This window comes from Caldicoprobacter sp. (assembly GCF_047459465.1).
Lineage (GTDB): Bacteria > Bacillota > Clostridia > Caldicoprobacterales > Caldicoprobacteraceae > Caldicoprobacter.
This window is the reverse complement of record NZ_VSCO01000034.1, coordinates 1-15668: the sequence shown is the minus strand read 5'-3', so window position 1 is coordinate 15668 and position 15668 is coordinate 1. Positions and strand designations below refer to the sequence as shown.

Annotated in this window: 18 protein-coding genes; 16 read left to right on the top strand and 2 right to left on the bottom strand. The window is 47.6% G+C overall.

Going from position 1 to position 15668, the window contains the following annotated elements; all coding sequences use genetic code 11:
* From FWJ59_RS03890 to FWJ59_RS03865, 6 genes are all read left to right on the top strand, one after another.
* Nucleotides 1-191: hypothetical protein (locus FWJ59_RS03890; RefSeq protein ID WP_414480672.1), on the top strand; the 191-nt coding region annotated here is incomplete at its 5' end.
* A 353-nt stretch (nt 192-544) separates the two neighbouring features.
* Nucleotides 545-2095, top strand: a complete 1551-nt coding sequence (locus FWJ59_RS03885) for an acyl-CoA carboxylase subunit beta (protein ID WP_414480671.1) — start codon at nt 545-547, stop codon at nt 2093-2095.
* Between the two features lie 28 nt (nt 2096-2123).
* A complete protein-coding gene (locus FWJ59_RS03880) occupies nt 2124-2498 on the top strand; it encodes an OadG family protein (RefSeq protein ID WP_025746536.1) in 375 nt (124 codons plus the stop codon).
* 30 nt (nt 2499-2528) lie between these two features.
* Nucleotides 2529-2960, top strand: coding sequence for a biotin/lipoyl-containing protein (locus FWJ59_RS03875; RefSeq protein WP_414480670.1), 432 nt, complete (start codon nt 2529-2531; stop codon nt 2958-2960).
* A 23-nt stretch (nt 2961-2983) separates the two neighbouring features.
* Nucleotides 2984-4153 (top strand): sodium ion-translocating decarboxylase subunit beta, encoded by a 1170-nt coding sequence (locus FWJ59_RS03870; RefSeq protein WP_414480669.1) that lies wholly within the window; start codon nt 2984-2986, stop codon nt 4151-4153.
* Between the two features lie 32 nt (nt 4154-4185).
* A complete protein-coding gene (locus FWJ59_RS03865; RefSeq protein ID WP_414480668.1) occupies nt 4186-5583 on the top strand; it encodes an oxaloacetate decarboxylase subunit alpha in 1398 nt (465 codons plus the stop codon).
* Between the two features lie 161 nt (nt 5584-5744).
* Here FWJ59_RS03865 and FWJ59_RS03860 read toward each other — a convergent pair whose 3' ends face one another.
* A complete protein-coding gene (locus FWJ59_RS03860) occupies nt 5745-6383 on the bottom strand; it encodes a hypothetical protein (protein ID WP_414480674.1) in 639 nt (212 codons plus the stop codon).
* Between the two features lie 210 nt (nt 6384-6593).
* Here FWJ59_RS03860 and surE point away from each other — a divergent pair, with 210 nt between their 5' ends.
* The 10 genes from surE to FWJ59_RS03810 all read left to right on the top strand — a co-directional run bounded on the left by surE (nt 6594) and on the right by FWJ59_RS03810 (nt 14531).
* Nucleotides 6594-7367 (top strand): 5'/3'-nucleotidase SurE, encoded by a 774-nt coding sequence (surE, locus tag FWJ59_RS03855; RefSeq protein WP_414480667.1) that lies wholly within the window; start codon nt 6594-6596, stop codon nt 7365-7367.
* 41 nt (nt 7368-7408) lie between these two features.
* The gene (locus FWJ59_RS03850) at nt 7409-7585 is read left to right on the top strand and encodes a YpmA family protein (RefSeq protein WP_414480673.1); all 177 of its coding nucleotides are present in this window, start codon (nt 7409-7411) and stop codon (nt 7583-7585) included.
* An 82-nt stretch (nt 7586-7667) separates the two neighbouring features.
* On the top strand, nt 7668-8531 hold the full coding sequence (locus FWJ59_RS03845; protein WP_414480666.1) for a MurR/RpiR family transcriptional regulator: 864 nt from the start codon (nt 7668-7670) through the stop codon (nt 8529-8531).
* A 13-nt stretch (nt 8532-8544) separates the two neighbouring features.
* Nucleotides 8545-9153, top strand: coding sequence for a histidine phosphatase family protein (locus FWJ59_RS03840; protein ID WP_414480665.1), 609 nt, complete (start codon nt 8545-8547; stop codon nt 9151-9153).
* Between the two features lie 100 nt (nt 9154-9253).
* A complete protein-coding gene (locus FWJ59_RS03835) occupies nt 9254-9667 on the top strand; it encodes a HutP family protein (protein ID WP_414480664.1) in 414 nt (137 codons plus the stop codon).
* 18 nt (nt 9668-9685) lie between these two features.
* Complete coding sequence (gene aroH / locus FWJ59_RS03830; protein WP_414480663.1) at nt 9686-10048, top strand: chorismate mutase; 363 nt, start codon at nt 9686-9688, stop codon at nt 10046-10048.
* 20 nt (nt 10049-10068) lie between these two features.
* Nucleotides 10069-10749: a (d)CMP kinase gene (gene cmk, locus FWJ59_RS03825; RefSeq protein ID WP_414480662.1), complete on the top strand. Its 681-nt coding sequence runs from the start codon at nt 10069-10071 to the stop codon at nt 10747-10749.
* A gap of 12 nt (nt 10750-10761) precedes the next feature.
* A complete protein-coding gene (locus tag FWJ59_RS03820) occupies nt 10762-11352 on the top strand; it encodes a lysophospholipid acyltransferase family protein (protein ID WP_414480661.1) in 591 nt (196 codons plus the stop codon).
* A 21-nt stretch (nt 11353-11373) separates the two neighbouring features.
* A complete protein-coding gene (locus tag FWJ59_RS03815) occupies nt 11374-13560 on the top strand; it encodes a bifunctional 4-hydroxy-3-methylbut-2-enyl diphosphate reductase/30S ribosomal protein S1 (protein ID WP_414480660.1) in 2187 nt (728 codons plus the stop codon).
* A gap of 197 nt (nt 13561-13757) precedes the next feature.
* Nucleotides 13758-14531 carry a CheR family methyltransferase gene (locus FWJ59_RS03810; RefSeq protein ID WP_414480659.1) on the top strand — a complete coding sequence of 258 codons (774 nt, stop codon included), beginning with the start codon at nt 13758-13760 and terminating at the stop codon, nt 14529-14531.
* Nucleotides 14532-14534: 3 nt separating this feature from the next.
* Here FWJ59_RS03810 and FWJ59_RS03805 read toward each other — a convergent pair whose 3' ends face one another.
* Nucleotides 14535-15554: a protein-glutamate methylesterase/protein-glutamine glutaminase gene (locus FWJ59_RS03805; protein WP_414480658.1), complete on the bottom strand. Its 1020-nt coding sequence runs from the start codon at nt 15552-15554 to the stop codon at nt 14535-14537.
* Nucleotides 15555-15668 lie beyond the last annotated feature (114 nt).

The window sequence follows — 15668 nt, the reverse complement described above, 5'->3', positions numbered from 1 at the left end:
TGGAGGATGGCCTGGTTCGTTCGCTGGCGTATATACTTGATAGGGAAGGAGTCAAGAGGCTCTTTGCTGGGGACCCTGAAAATAGAAGCCTCCTTGAGAGGATAGGATTTAAGCGCTTTGATGGCCATGATTCCAATTACTGCATGGTGTTGGATTTATCGTGGTTTTTTGAGCAAAGGAGCTGCAAATAAAACGTTTTGAAACGATTTTTGTATTTTATCGAGTAGAGGTTTTGTTGTCCTTAAAAGAGGTTATAGATGTATTAAAAGCCTCGTTCCGTAGCATGCTGGGTACAGGTGTTGTAGGCCTGGCATAGGATCGTGTATCGAGGCGATAGGACAAATGAAGAACTTAAAATAGCCAATATGCCCTATAATTGGCTGCTAAGATAGTTCTATAGTTATGCCGATGATTTAAATTAGAGATTTAAAATAAAAAATTTTTAGAAAAAAAGAAGGAAAAAAGGTATTTTTGTAGAATTAAAAGAAGTTGGGTCAAAAGTTTTTTCTTTTCAAAAATTTTAAAAGGATCTGGAGGGTGTTGGATGAGTACATACGACAAAATAAGGGTTATGCAGGACCGAAAGCTGGCTATCCGTCAAGGCGGTGGCCCGGAGAAGATTCAAAAGCAGCACGACAGCGGCAAACTTACTGCCCGCGAGAGGATTGAGCGGCTGGTGGATCCAGGTAGCTTTGTCGAGCTGGATGCTTTTGTGGAGCATCGCTCGGTGGAGTTTGGCCTGGATAAGATGAAGATGCCTGCTGACGGCGTGATAACAGGTTATGCCACTATAGACGGCAGGCCTGTGTATTTGTATTCCCAGGACTTTACCGTCATGGGCGGTTCGCTGGGTGAGATGCATGCTAAGAAGATTACCAAGATAATGGACATGGCCATGAAAACGGGATGTCCCATCATTTGCATCAACGATTCGGGAGGGGCAAGGATTCAGGAAGGCATAGATGCCTTAAGCGGCTATGGCGAGATCTTTTTCCGCAACACCATGGCCTCCGGCGTCGTCCCGCAGATTTCGGTGATAGTTGGGCCATGTGCCGGAGGGGCTGTTTATTCTCCAGCCCTTACCGATTTTGTGTTCATGGTAGATAAGATCAGCAAGATGTTTATAACCGGTCCGCAGGTGGTTGAGGCGGCAACGGGCGAAAAGGTGACGGCAGAGGACTTGGGCGGTGCTTTGACCCATAACAAGATGAGCGGCGTTGCCCACTTCATAAACGCTACCGAGGATGAGTGCTTTGCCGCGGTGAGGAAGCTTTTGAGCTATCTGCCCCTCAATAACATGGAGGACCCGCCGCTTTACGAGTGCCAGGACGATCCTAACAGGCTGGCACCAGAGCTTAACAACATCATTCCTGACAATCCCAATAAGGCTTATGATGTAAAGGATGTTATAAGGCAGGTTGTGGACTACGGCGATTTCTTTGAGGTTCAACCGCTTTATGCTCCCAACATCGTGGTTGGGTTTGCGCGGCTTAATGGCAGATCGGTGGGAATCGTGGCCAATCAACCCAATGAGCTAGCTGGCTGTCTGGACATCAACGCCTCCGATAAAGCCGCTAGGTTTGTGCGCTTCTGCGATGCCTTCAACATTCCAATCATAACCTTCACCGATGTTCCGGGGTATTTGCCCGGGGTGGAGCAGGAGCACGGCGGCATCATACGCCACGGCGCAAAGCTGCTGTACGCATATTCGGAGGCAACCGTTCCAAAGATCAATGTGATCTTGCGCAAGGCATATGGTGGCGCGTATATAGCCATGAGCAGTAAGCATCTAGGGGCCGACATCGTAATGGCATGGCCTACGGCCGAGATTGCCGTAATGGGACCTGAAGGTGCTGCCAACATCATATTCAAGAAAGAAATCGAGAATTCAGCTGATCCCATTGAGATGAGGCAACAAAAGATCGAAGAGTATCGCAACCGCTTTGCTAATCCTTACGTGGCTGCTGCTCGCGGCTATGTCGATGACATTATCGAGCCCGAGGCTACAAGGCCAAGGCTAATTAGCGCTCTCCAGATGTTGGAAGGCAAGCGCGAAAATAGGCCACCTAAGAAGCATGGCAATATGCCCGTGTGATTAGAGGGAAATGAGGTGGATAAAATTGTTGGGTATCATTTGGGATAGTCTAAAGGTAATGGTTCTCGGCATGGGGACCGTATTCGTAGCTTTAATCGGTTTGGTGTTCATATTGAAAGGGATGCACAGGCTTACCGATAGGAGCGCGAAAGCGCAAAGGACAGCTGAAGCTGACCAAACTTTAAAAGCTGTCGAGAAGAGCGATGCGGTTGATAGCGTTGTTCAATTTCAAGGTCAGGATGAAGAGGATGAGGAGCTGGTGGCAGTTATAGCTGCTGCCGTTGCAGCTTCCCTTCATCGTTCAACCCATGACATCGTTGTTAGGTCCATAAGGCGAGTTCCTGCCATAACGCCCGTATGGAACAGGATCGGCCGTCAAGAACAAATAGCAAGCAGGTTATAAAAAAATAATCATTTTAAGGAGGAAGTAGGTATGAGGAAATTCATCATAACTGTTAACGGAAAATCCTATGAGGTTGAAGTGGAAGAGTTGTCAACTCAGACAGCAAGTGCTGTTGCGCAGCCCACGCCTGTAGTAACGGCTGCACAGACATCTCAACCCGCTGCTCAGCCGGCGTCTCAAGCTGCTGCAGCACCTAAGCAAGAAAAGGCTGCCGAGCAAAAGCAAGCTTCGCAGCCCATACCCAGCGGGGCTGAGCTGGTAAAGGCGCCCATGCCCGGCACAATACTAGATGTAAAGGTGAATGTTGGAGACGAGGTAAAGAGAGGACAGGTATTGTTGATACTTGAAGCTATGAAGATGGAGAACGAGATCATGGCGCCCAGAGATGGCAAGGTTGTTTCCATCCAGGTGAGCAAGGGAGCATCGGTAAATACGGATGACGTGTTGGTAGCTTTGCAGTAATATACGTAGTAGGAGGTGAAGTAATGGGGAAACCATTGGGAGATGTAATACTGGATTTCCTTCGAGATTCAGGCTTTGCTGCCATAACATGGAAGCAAGCCTTGATGTTAGGCATATCTTGGCTTCTGATTTTTCTGGCTATAAAGAAAAAATATGAGCCTTTATTGCTCTTGCCAATAGCCTTTGGTATGATGCTTGCCAATTTGCCGTTGGCGGGGTTGACTGCAGAACCCAAATATGAAATGGTAAACGGCGAAATGAAGCTAAAAGAGGTTGGAGGACTCCTGTACTATCTTTATCAGGGTGTCAAATTGGGCGTATATCCTCCACTCATATTCTTAGGCATTGGGGCTATGACCGATTTTGGCCCGCTCATCGCCAACCCCAGCAGCTTGCTTTTGGGAGCTGCTGCCCAGCTGGGAATATTTGCAGCTTTTTTCCTGGCCAGGCTATTGGGATTTGACCCCAAAGCTGCTGCTTCAATCGGCATAATTGGCGGGGCAGATGGCCCTACCGCCATATACCTTACTACCAAGTTAAAGCCTGAGCTTTTAGGGCCGGTTGCTATTGCTGCCTATTCCTATATGGCCTTGATACCTATGATTCAGCCGCCCATTATGCGGGCGCTTACCACAAGGAAGGAGCGCCAGGTGGTGATGAAGCAGCTGAGGCCAGTATCCAAGCTGGAGAAGATTCTGTTCCCTATCGTGGTTACGGTGGTAGGGTCGCTGTTGGTCCCCTCCTCGGCTCCTCTGCTGGGAATGCTCATGCTGGGCAACCTATTCAGGGAAAGCCTTGTGGTGGATCGCCTCAGTAAGACGGCGCAGAACGAGCTCATCAACATAATTACCATATTCATTGGCGTTACGGTGGGATCCACGGCAACGGCAGAAAGGTTTATATCTCCCGATACCCTCAAGATTATTGCCCTGGGGCTTGTAGCCTTTGCTTTTAGCACTGTAGGAGGCGTATTGTTAGGAAAGATTATGTACTGGGCAACTGGTGGTAAGGTCAATCCTTTGATAGGGTCTGCGGGGGTATCGGCGGTGCCCATGGCAGCCCGCGTTTCACAAATAGAAGGTCAGAGGGAGAATCCATCCAACTTCCTTTTGATGCATGCCATGGGGCCCAACGTGGCCGGCGTTATAGGTTCGGCCATTGCGGCAGGAGTGCTTCTTAACCTGTTTGGTTAATAGTATAAACTTTTGAATAGGAGGCTATTCATATGGCAAAAGTTAGGATAACCGAAACTGCTTTGAGGGATGCGCATCAGTCTTTAATTGCAACCCGAATGAGTACTGACGAAATGTTGCCTATAGTAGAGCTGATGGATGAAGTAGGATATTACTCTTTGGAGATGTGGGGCGGAGCCACCTTTGATGCATGCTTGAGGTTTTTAAACGAAGACCCATGGGAGAGGCTCCGCAGGATACGAAAGATAGTGAAGAAGACCAAGCTGCAGATGCTGCTTAGAGGACAGAACCTGCTGGGATACAAGCATTATCCCGACGATGTAGTTAAGGAATTTGTCAAAAGAGCGGTGGGCAACGGTATCGATATCATTCGAATATTCGACGCATTGAACGACGTTAGGAACCTTGAAACGGCAATTCGTGCTACAATCGATGAGGGTGCCCACGCACAAGCTACCGTCGTCTATACCATAAGCCCTATACACGATATACAGCACTATATCGATACCGCCAAGACGCTGGAGCAGATGGGTGCCCATTCCCTGTGCATAAAGGATATGGCAGGGCTTCTGACGCCTTACACAGCATATGAACTGGTTAAAGAGCTTAAAAAGGTCATAAAGATACCCATTCAGGTCCACTCCCATTACACCAGCGGTTTGGCATCCATGACTTACCTAAAGGCCATAGAGGCCGGGGCCGACGTGGTGGACTGTGCCATTTCTCCCATGGCCCTTGGCACTTCTCAGCCTGCTACTGAGCCTTTGGTGGCAGCCCTTAAGGATACGCCGTACGATACCGGGCTGGATCTTGAACTGCTCAGCAAGATAGCCGATTACTTTAGGCCTTTGCGCGAGAAATACCTGAGCAGTGGTTTGCTCAATCCAAAGGTATTGTCGGTAGACGTAAATACCTTGCGCTATCAGGTGCCCGGCGGGATGCTTTCCAACCTGGTATCTCAGCTCAAACAACAAAACAGGCTGGATAAGTATGAAGAGGTGCTCAAAGAGGTACCAAGGGTACGTGAGGATTTGGGCTATCCGCCGCTGGTAACTCCGACCAGCCAGATGGTGGGAACACAGGCGGTGCTCAACGTTATAACGGGTGAGCGTTACAAGATGGTGCCTGCCGAGGTGAGAGCATATGTAAGAGGCGAATATGGCAGGCCTCCAGGGGAGATCAAAGAAGAGGTTCGCAAGAAGATCATAGGGGACGAAAAGCCCATCACCTATCGTCCAGCAGATGCTCTTGAGCCGGCGCTTGACAAGTATCGTGAAGAGATAAAGGCTTATATGGAGCAGGAAGAAGACGTTCTAACTTACGCTCTGTTCCCGCAGGTGGCCATGAACTTCTTTAAGTACCGCCAGGCTCAGAAGTATAAGATTGACAGCACGTTGCTGGACGAGGAAAATAAAGTGCATCCCGTTTAATGTAAAGGTGAGAGAAAGCTACCGGTTGAAGGAGGTGGCACTGAGGCAAGTCCGTACGGCCATAAATGTTGGTTCTATGGGTTTGCGGGCCGCCTCCTTCTTTTTTGTTTGTAAATCTATGAAATGGGAAATCTCTGGAGAGAAACAGGGGATTTACGCGGCTAACATCTGTAATGCAGGTATATGATATTGGGGCAGTTGCTGGTGTATTTGAGTACCTTGACGTGGCTGCCCGGTTTTATCCTTTTGCCGCATTTGAGGCATATGTAATTCCGCTTGTAGAGGATGTCTTCTGCTATCTCAATGTTGAGATGGCCATATTTTTTCCAGCTTTTCCAGCCAGTTTTACATAAAGGCTGGCGCTTAACGTAGTCTGCGTATACCCATCTCAATATCCTGTGAAAATGCAGGGGATATCGGGTGTATTTTACGTATTGAACGGGTACCCCAAGGCTTAGCGCATATTCCTGAAAGGTATTTTCTATTACTGTCTGTAGGGGATCCTTGATTTTGGTGCTGTGTACGTTGAATCCCTCCTGCTTTAGCTTATGCCTTACCGTTTCAAACATGTATCCCTGGCAGATGAGTATTTCCTCGTGCTTACTCACATTTAGCTTTGATATCAGCGAATATACTATTTCTTCGCATTTGCCTATGTATGCCTTTTTTTCAAAAGCCCCTTCATAATAAAACTCGACTGGGATGAAGTCAAATACGAATTCCCCGGTTTCCACGCGCATGGCGCCAATGCAGGTGCCCCCCACAAGGCTTCCGCTTCCGGCGTCGTCGATTTGTACCAAACGCATCCACTCCTCATGTTAGATTAAACTATTCCTTTGAATTTATTATTGTGATAAACCATATTTTTAAACGGCTGCTAAAGCAGCATGTAAAAGCTTGATGAAATTAATAGAATACTAAGGAAAAGGTTGGGGACAGCGTGTTGAGAGACATCCGCATTTGATGATATAATAGTAGGGACAAAAAGAGGGTGCAGAAGGAGATGAGGTATGAGGATTTTAGTATGTAACGATGATGGCATCTCTTCCAAAGGGATCATAGAGCTGGCCAAAAGCATGAGCAGGATTGGAGAAGTGGTGGTAGCAGCTCCCGACGAGGAGAGGAGCGCCATAGGCCATGCCATAACGCTACATAAACCCCTTAGGATAGAGCCGGTAAAGCTTCACGATGTGGATATTGAGGCATATTCCATCAATGGCACCCCGGCTGATTGCGTGAAGATCGGCGTTGACGTCATAATGAAGAGAAAGGTGGACCTGGTCATATCGGGCATCAATAGGGGACCCAATTTGGGCACTGATGTCCTATATTCCGGCACCGTATCGGCGGCCATTGAAGGCTGTATTCTCGGTATTCCCTCTGTTGCCATATCGCTGGTGTCGTATAAGTCTGACGATTTTTCGTATGCTGGTGAGGTGGCAGTGGAGGTGGCTCAAAAGCTGCTTGAGCATGGGCTGCCCAAGGGAGCTCTGCTCAACGTGAATGTACCTGCGGTGCCAAAGGAGGAGATAAGAGGTATAAAGGTTGCACGTCTGGGTATACGGCGTTATGCCGAGACATATATCAAACGGCTGGATCCACGAGGTAGGCCATATTACTGGCTTACCGGGGAAGCTATCGATACTTCCCAAGAGGATATGCAGTTGGATACCGATATATTTGCTGTAAAGGAAAATTACGTTGCCGTAACGCCAATTCATCTGGATTTAACGCTTTATTCGTTTATGGATGCGGTGAAAGAGTGGTTTAATAAAGGCCAATAGGAGTTTGAAGGAAAGGTGGGATGTTGGTGGAAAACGGGTCCATGTATTCCCATGCCGTGAGGGCAGTCTTGGATATCAAGAATTTCCCCGACCTTTATAAGATAGTGGATTTTTTAAACAAGAATTTAAAGGACAAAGGCTTGATTTTCGGGCTTTCGCAAAGGGATGAGGAAACCATGCGCATATCCATATACGAAGCTAGCCCAGTGAATAAATGAAGCTTTAAATTTGCAAATTAAAGAGAATGTGTTAAAATATGTTTGTAAGCAACAAAGGGCCATGTTTGAGGAGGATATTTTAATGGATAACGAGGATTTACTTCAGAGAATTGCCGAGCGGTACAAGAAGATGAGCAAGGGACAAAAGCTTATTGCGGATTTCATTTTAAACAATTACGACAAGGCCGCTTTTATGACGGCATCCAAGATAGGCCATAAGGTGGGAGTAAGCGAGTCCACCGTGGTAAGGTTTGCCAATATGCTGGGCTATGAGGGGTATCCCCAGCTTCAGAAGGCGCTGCAGGAGGTAATTCGCAATAAGCTGACTACCGTGCAGCGCATAGAGATGACGTCCGAGCTGGATGAATCCACCCTCCTGAAGACGGTGTCAAAGATGGATATAAACAACATACGCCTTACCGTAGAGGAGATAGACAAAGAGGTATTCAACAGGGTGGTGGATAGGATATTTTCAGCCAGGAGCATATACGTGCTGGGGTTGAGAAGCGCAGCCCCCCTGGCTCAGTTTATGGGATATTATCTGAGCTTCATATTTGATAAAGTGAGAGTGGTGACCTCTGGCGTTAACGATATATTGGAGCAGCTCATCCACATTCAGCCCCAGGATCTGCTGATTGGCATAAGCTTTCCAAGATATGCAAGGCGCACTGTAGAGGCCATGATGTTTGCTAAGAACAAAGGCGCCGAAACGGTGGCTATAACCGATTCGCTGCTGTCGCCTCTCACGCCTTATGCAGACCACATATTGCTGGCAAGGAGCGATATGGCCTCCTTTGTAGATTCTCTGGTGGCGCCCTTGAGCCTCATCAATGCCTTGATTGTGGCTGTAGGCATTCGCAAGAAGGCCGATATCTCGTCAGAGTTCCAGGAGCTTGAGAAAATATGGGGCGAATACCAGGTATATGTCGGTAAGGAGAACTCTTAAGGGGAAATAGGGAGTGATAGTGTACATTACAAGGCACGGGGAAACACAATGGAACGTTGAGGGCAGGACGCAAGGGGCCTGTGATATAGGGTTGACCGAAGAAGGGCGCAAACAGGCTTATCGGCTGGCCAGGCGCCTGAAAGGTATATCTATAAGGAAGATATACTGCAGCGACTTGCAAAGGGCCCTTGAGACCGCTTCAATTATTGGACGAGAGATTGGCGTAGGGTGGGTGACTACACCGCTTTTAAGAGAGGCTTCTTTTGGAGAATGGGAAGGCCATACCTTGACCGACATCGAGCGCCTATTTCCGGGGCAGCTATCTCGGTGGTATGATGACCCTACATTTTGCCCACCAGGTGGGGAGAGCTTGAGTTGCGTAAGGGATAGGATAAGCAGGTTTGTAGAACAAATCAAGTCCTTGAAGCTGGCGCAGGATGAAAGCATTTTGGTGGTCTCCCACGCTTTGACCTGTAAAGTGCTCATATTGGAGCTTATGGATCTGCCATTATCTTATATCAAGAGAATCAAGCAGGACAATACGGGCTTAACCGCTATAAAGGTGTTGCCGAAAGGTAATATGCTCATTTTTCTCAATGAAACCTGCCATGTTAGCCGTTGAATGTTTATTGTACTATATGGCTTATCTGGTTATAATGAATGATAGATGGAAGGTTTATGATGGCTAAGTTAAAAGCGCAGCCGGTGATGGAGGGTATGTGATGAACCTGATGGGGAGCAAAGAGGTGGCCCGGGCGGCCATAGAGATGTCGCTGACCCGGACCAGGGAAGAAGAAAAGGCGTTAAAGGAGCGGCTACAACAGGAGGGGATAAGCGCTGCTGCCGTCGATTATGGCGGTGAGTTTATAACTTCGGTTAACAAGGTGGTAGAGCGAGCCGTTGTGGCCGCCAAGAGGGAAGGGGTAATAAGCGAGACCCATGCTGAAGAGGGGGCAGTGGCAGGAGCTACCAGGGAAGCCCTGTCCCAGATCATGACCAAGGCCATTGGCCTTAACGTAGGCGGCAAGATAGGGATTGCCAGGAGCGGCGATCACATAAGCGTGGCTTTGTTTTTTGGCATAGGGATGATCCATTTGAATGAGGTGGCCATTGGGCTGGGACATAGAGTAGTATAGCTGAGGTGTTTTTTAATTATGCGTATTAAGGCTATAAGGGGCGCAATAACCGTCGAAAAAAATACGCGCCAGGAGATCCTGGATAATACCAAAAGGCTGCTCAGCGCTATAATAGATAAAAATAGTTTGCGATATGAAGATATAGTCAGCGTTATATTTACGGCTACGAAGGATCTGGACGCGGTATATCCTGCGGTTGCTGCCAGGGAGATGGGCATGACCCAGGTACCGCTTATGTGCTGTCAAGAGATGTATGTGGAGGGTAGCCTGGAGAAGTGCATACGGGTGCTCATCCACGCATACCTGGACGATGACAGAGTTCCGCATCACGTATATCTTGAAAAAGCGATCAATTTAAGACCGGATATTGCACAAACATGAGCTTTTAGAGGAGTGTCTCAATGAAGACGATAGCTATTGCTATAGACGGCCCTGCAGGAGCAGGTAAAAGCACCATCGCTAAGCTCATCGCTGATAAGCTGCACATATATTATCTGGATACAGGGGCCATGTATCGTGCGGTGGCTTTGAAGGTACTTAGGGAAGGGTTGGACCCTACAAATCACCAACAGGTCATATCGATTCTCCCATCGACCCACATCGGAGTTATATACCAGGATGGGTTTCAGCGCGTATATCTGGATGGGGAGGATGTCACTCATCTGCTTAGGCAACCGGAGGTGGCCAAGGCTGCTTCAGCGGTAGCGGTCATTCCTGAAGTTCGTATAAAGCTGGTGGAGCTGCAGCGAAGCATAGCGCAGAATTATTCGGTGGTGATAGACGGTAGGGATATAGGGACCTTTGTGTTGCCCAATGCAGATAAAAAGTTTTATTTGACTGCCACGCTGGAGGAAAGGGCAAGGCGTCGATGGCTGGAGATGCAGGAGAAGGGCTATGACAAAAGCCTGGAAGAAGTAAAACGAGAGCTGGAGGCCCGTGACAGAAACGATATGGGTAGGGCTTTTGCGCCTTTACGGAAAGCCGAGGATGCCATACTGATAGATACGACAGGCAAATCCATTGATCAGGTGGTCAATGAAGTGTGGGGGTATTTGACCGATATATCTGCTGATGGCCGGTAAAAGGAAAGCGGGGTGATATCTTTGTTTTACAAATTTGCACGAGCTATAGTACGGCCCATAATGTTCTTGCTTTTCAGGATCAGGGTTGAAGGTCTTGAAAATTTTCCCATGGAAGGCAAGACCATTGTATACGCAAACCACATCTCTTGGTTAGACCCCGTAATTATTGGATGCGTGCTGCCCAGACAGGTGTTCTTTATGGCAAAAGCGGAACTATTTAAAATTCCGCTACTTAGAACCGTAATCAGATATCTGGGTGCTTTCCCGGTAAATCGGGGGTCGGCAGACCTATCGGCCATCAAGCACTCCCTTCAGGTGCTCAATGAAGGAAAGGTATTTGGCATCTTTCCGGAAGGCACCAGAAACAAGACAGGTTTTCTCCAAAGCTTTTCCCATGGCATAGCTTCCATTGCTCATAAATCCAGAGCAAAGGTCTTACCGGTTGCCATTGTGGGGCAATATAGGCTGTTCAGGCCCATGACGATCAAGATTGGCAAGCCGTTGAATTTTGATGATTACTTTGCACAGAAATCCAATACAGAGCTTCTCGACAGGATGGCCAATCAAATGGAACAGGCGCTAAGAGACTTGCTGAGTGCTTGAGCTTAAGAGGAGGCTTTGAAGTTGACAATTATAGTGGCTAAAAACGCGGGCTTTTGCTTCGGGGTCAGGCGCGCTGTGGAGGCTGTATATGAGCAGCTTAAAAGGGCTGATAAGGTTTATACTTATGGCCCCATTATTCACAACCCCCAAGTGGTGGAGGCTCTCAAGGCAAAAGGAGCCATCATCGTGGAGGATTTGGATCAGATAGAGGAAGGTACCATTGTAATTCGATCCCATGGGGTGCCACCGCAGGTTTACCGCTTGATGAAGGATAAAGGGCTACAGGTTGTGGATGCGACTTGTCCTTATGTGAAACGGGTTCACAATCTGGTAAGCAAGTACCACGGCAAGGGTTATAGCATCATCATAGTGGGTGAAAAGGAACATCCCGAAGTGGTAGGCATAAACGGCTGGTGCGATGACACCGCATTTGTGATCAATGATCCTGAACAGGTGGACTTCCTACCTCATATGGATAAGGCTTGCGTGGTAGCCCAGACTACAACGCCACACCAAAAATGGAACGCCATAGTAGAGCGGCTTCACAGCAAGGTGGATCACCTGGAAGTTTTCAATACCATATGCAATACCACCGCAGTGAGGCAAGCTGAAGCTGAAGCCATAGCCAAAACGGTAGATGTGATGCTGGTCATAGGAGGCAAAAACAGCTCTAATACGCGAAAGCTCTATTCCATATGTAAAGCCCATTGTGAAAAAACCTTTGCTATTGAAACAGCAAAGGATATCGATATTAATGCAATACATCCAGGGGATAAGGTAGGCATTACTGCCGGTGCCTCTACTCCTGACTGGATCATCAAGGAGGTAATTGATATGGTGAATCAATTGAATGATGGAAAAACGGGTGGCCCCTCAAACGAACCACGACAAGGGAATGATTCCCGCTTTTCGCAGGGACAAGCTGTCCAGCAGGAAATGCAAAATGAACCCGTTGAAAGCAATATCCATGAGCTGAAAGACGGTGGGGGTCAATCGGCACCTGCACCCGAAAATGCGGCACAGCAGGAACAACCTGAACCGGAGATGCAGTCGATGGAAGGTTTTGAAAAGGCAATGGTACCCTTAAGGCCCGGTCAGGTGGTGCGGGGCACGATACTCAAAATAACTCCCGAAGAGGTGATAGTTAACCTGGGCTACAAGTCAGATGGCGTGTTGCCCGTCAGCGAATTGACGCTGGTCGATCCGCATACCGGTGAGGCTAAATGGCATGAGGGTGATCCCATAGACGTGCAGGTGGTCAAGATTGATGATGGCGAAGGAAATGTTCTCCTTGCGCGTAAGTCCCTCGAGAAAAGGCTGGCGTGGGATGAACTAGAAGAGAGCTTCAAAGAGGGAAGAGAGGTTAAAGGCATATGCACGGAGGTGGTGAAGGGGGGCGTGTTGGCCGAGATTAGCGGCATTCAGGCTTTTGTGCCCGCCTCGCACCTGTCTACTCGGTACGTAGAGGATTTAAATTCATTTGTGGGAACGACGTTGCGGCTGAAGGTATTGGAAATTGATAGGCGTCGAAACAGGGTAGTGGCTTCCCAGAAGGTCATCCTGCAGGAGGAAGAAGAAGCTAGAAGGAAAGCGCTGTGGGATTCCATACAAGAGGGACAGGTGGTTACAGGGACGGTAAAGAGGCTCACCGATTTTGGTGCTTTTGTGGATATCGGTGGAGTGGACGGTTTGGTGCACATATCCGATCTGTCATGGGGACACGTAAGCCATCCGAGCGAGGTGCTGCAAGAGAATCAGACCATAACCGTAAAGGTGCTTTCTGTGGATAGAGAAAGGGGAAGGATCTCTCTTGGATACAAGCAGACCTTTCCGCAGCCATGGGACAGCGTGAGCCAAAAATACCATGTAGGGGATATCGTTACCGGTAAGGTGGTAAGGCTTACCCATTTTGGGGCTTTTGTAGAGTTGGAACCGGGCATTGATGGGTTGGTGCACGTGTCGGAAATATCCGATGAGCGTATCAACAAGGCAGCTGATGTGTTGCAGGTAGGGCAGGTGGTAAATGCTAAAATTTTGGATATAAAGCCACAGCAGCGGAAGATAAGCCTCAGCATAAAAGAAGCCCTTCGTGAGCAAGAGGAGAAGGAATTAGAGCTGGTACAGCAAGGGCAACAAAGCTATGAGGGCTTATCGATCAACCTGGGAGAGCTCTTTTCGGATAAATTGAAGCCTGAGAGGTTTAAATAAAAGCAGCGCAAGCTGCTTTTATTATTTTTGGGATGTATAAAATTTTTTATTTTGGTAAAACTCAATACTGAACCTCACAAACACATTGAGACCCCCCTTTACACTGGAGCCGCAAGAGCTTTTGCGGCTTTTTTTTTATCGAATTATGTGATAAACTCTATACTTGTCAGCGTACCAGACGGTGTAGGGGGTGGATCATGAGCTGGACATATGAAGATTTTAAAAAGGCTATTCTTGACCTAACCGGAATCGATTTATCCAGTTATAAGGAAAAGCAGATGAAAAGGCGCATCGATTCATTGATAAGCCGCAGCGGATATGATGGGTACCAGACATATTATCGTGCCCTTGTTGAAGATAAAGAGAAGCTGGAACGATTTTTGAACTACATAACCATAAACGTTTCGGAGTTCTTTCGAAATCCCGGCCAATGGACCATTCTTGAAAAGGAGATACTTCCCGATTTGCTAAAAAAACATGGTAACCTTAAGATTTGGAGTGCGGCCTGTTCTAGCGGCGAGGAGCCTTATTCGTTGGTAATGCTTCTTACCAAGTTTCTTCCGCTGGAGCGCATACGCATCCTGGCTACCGATATAGACCGGGAAGCGCTGGATAAAGCCAGAAAAGGCATATACGATGCCAGGAGCTTGCAGTCTATACCACAGGAATTAGTGCATAGATATTTTAAGCCTTTCAATGGTTTTTTTGCTATCGATCCTCAAATCAAAGCCTGTGTAGAATTTAGGCGCCATGATTTGTTGAATGACCCTTTTCCAGGGAATTGCCATCTTATACTGTGCAGGAATGTTATGATATACTTCACAGAAGAGGCCAAAGTGAAGATCTATAAAAAGCTGCATGAGGCCCTCTATCCCGATGGGGTGCTATTTGTGGGCAGCACCGAACAGATCATAATTCCCCACAGGTATGGTTTTCAACCCCTTAAGCCCTTTTTTTACAAGAAAATGTGAAATTCAGCGGGCACAGAGAGCATTTATCCTGGAGGCTATGTTGTCCAGGTCAACTATTTCGTCGTGAAGCCCATGTTGTATGATGGCTTTTGGCATTCCGAAAACGGTGCAGGTAGAGGCTGACTGCGCAATGATATAGCTACCAGCTTTTTTAGCCTTTTGTATTCCTGCCAGGCCGTCGCTTCCCATGCCGGTCATTATGATACATAGGGCTTCAGGGCCATACGTATTGCCGGCCGTTTCCATGAGCAGATCTACCGACGGAGCGTGTATATAATCAAACATGTCCTTAGGATAAAGGGACACTATATTTCTCCTTTCTATGGCTATGTTCATTGCACCGGGGCAGATATAAACGTGACCTGGCTGCAGTACCTGATTGTTTTGGGCCTCTATTACGGGTACTGCCGAGATGGAATCAAGGCGTTGTGCCAGGTTTTTTGTAAACATGGGGGGCATGTGCTGGGCTATGACTATGGGCGCTGCGATGTCGGGCTTGATGTTGGGTATAACCTCTGCCAGGGCTTTGGGCCCCCCTGTCGATATCCCTATGCAGACTATGGCGTAACTGCCTTTTGACGGTAAAGCGCCATGTACAGCCTTATCCTCACTGGGTTGCTTTTTTTGATTTATGACATATGGGTTGCTTTCGATAGCCATATATATCTTTTTCAGCAATATATCTTTGCTGAGCTGATCTTTTGATATATAATCAATGGCGCCGTATTCCAATGCCCTGAGGGTAAGCTCAACCTCGTTATCGGCCAGAGAGCTTATAAGTATTACAGGTGTAGGACAGGTGGCCATGATTCTCTCTACTGCTTCTATGCCTGACATGCGAGGCATTATGATATCCATAGTAACTATGTCGGGACGCAGGGCATGGACTTTTTCCACTGCCTCCATGCCGTTCCGAGCCACTCCCACCACTTTTATATTGGGGTCTGTTTCGATAAGGGAACGAATTTGCATCCGCATAAAAGCTGAGTCGTCTGCAATCAATACCTTAATCAAAAAGATCATCTCCTATTGCCTTATTTTGATGCATATATATTATAACAAAAAAGAAGAACATGGTTGAAATAAAGTAGTAGTGGTCATTTTGTTCCTTTTCTGATTGACCTGTCCATTCCTTCG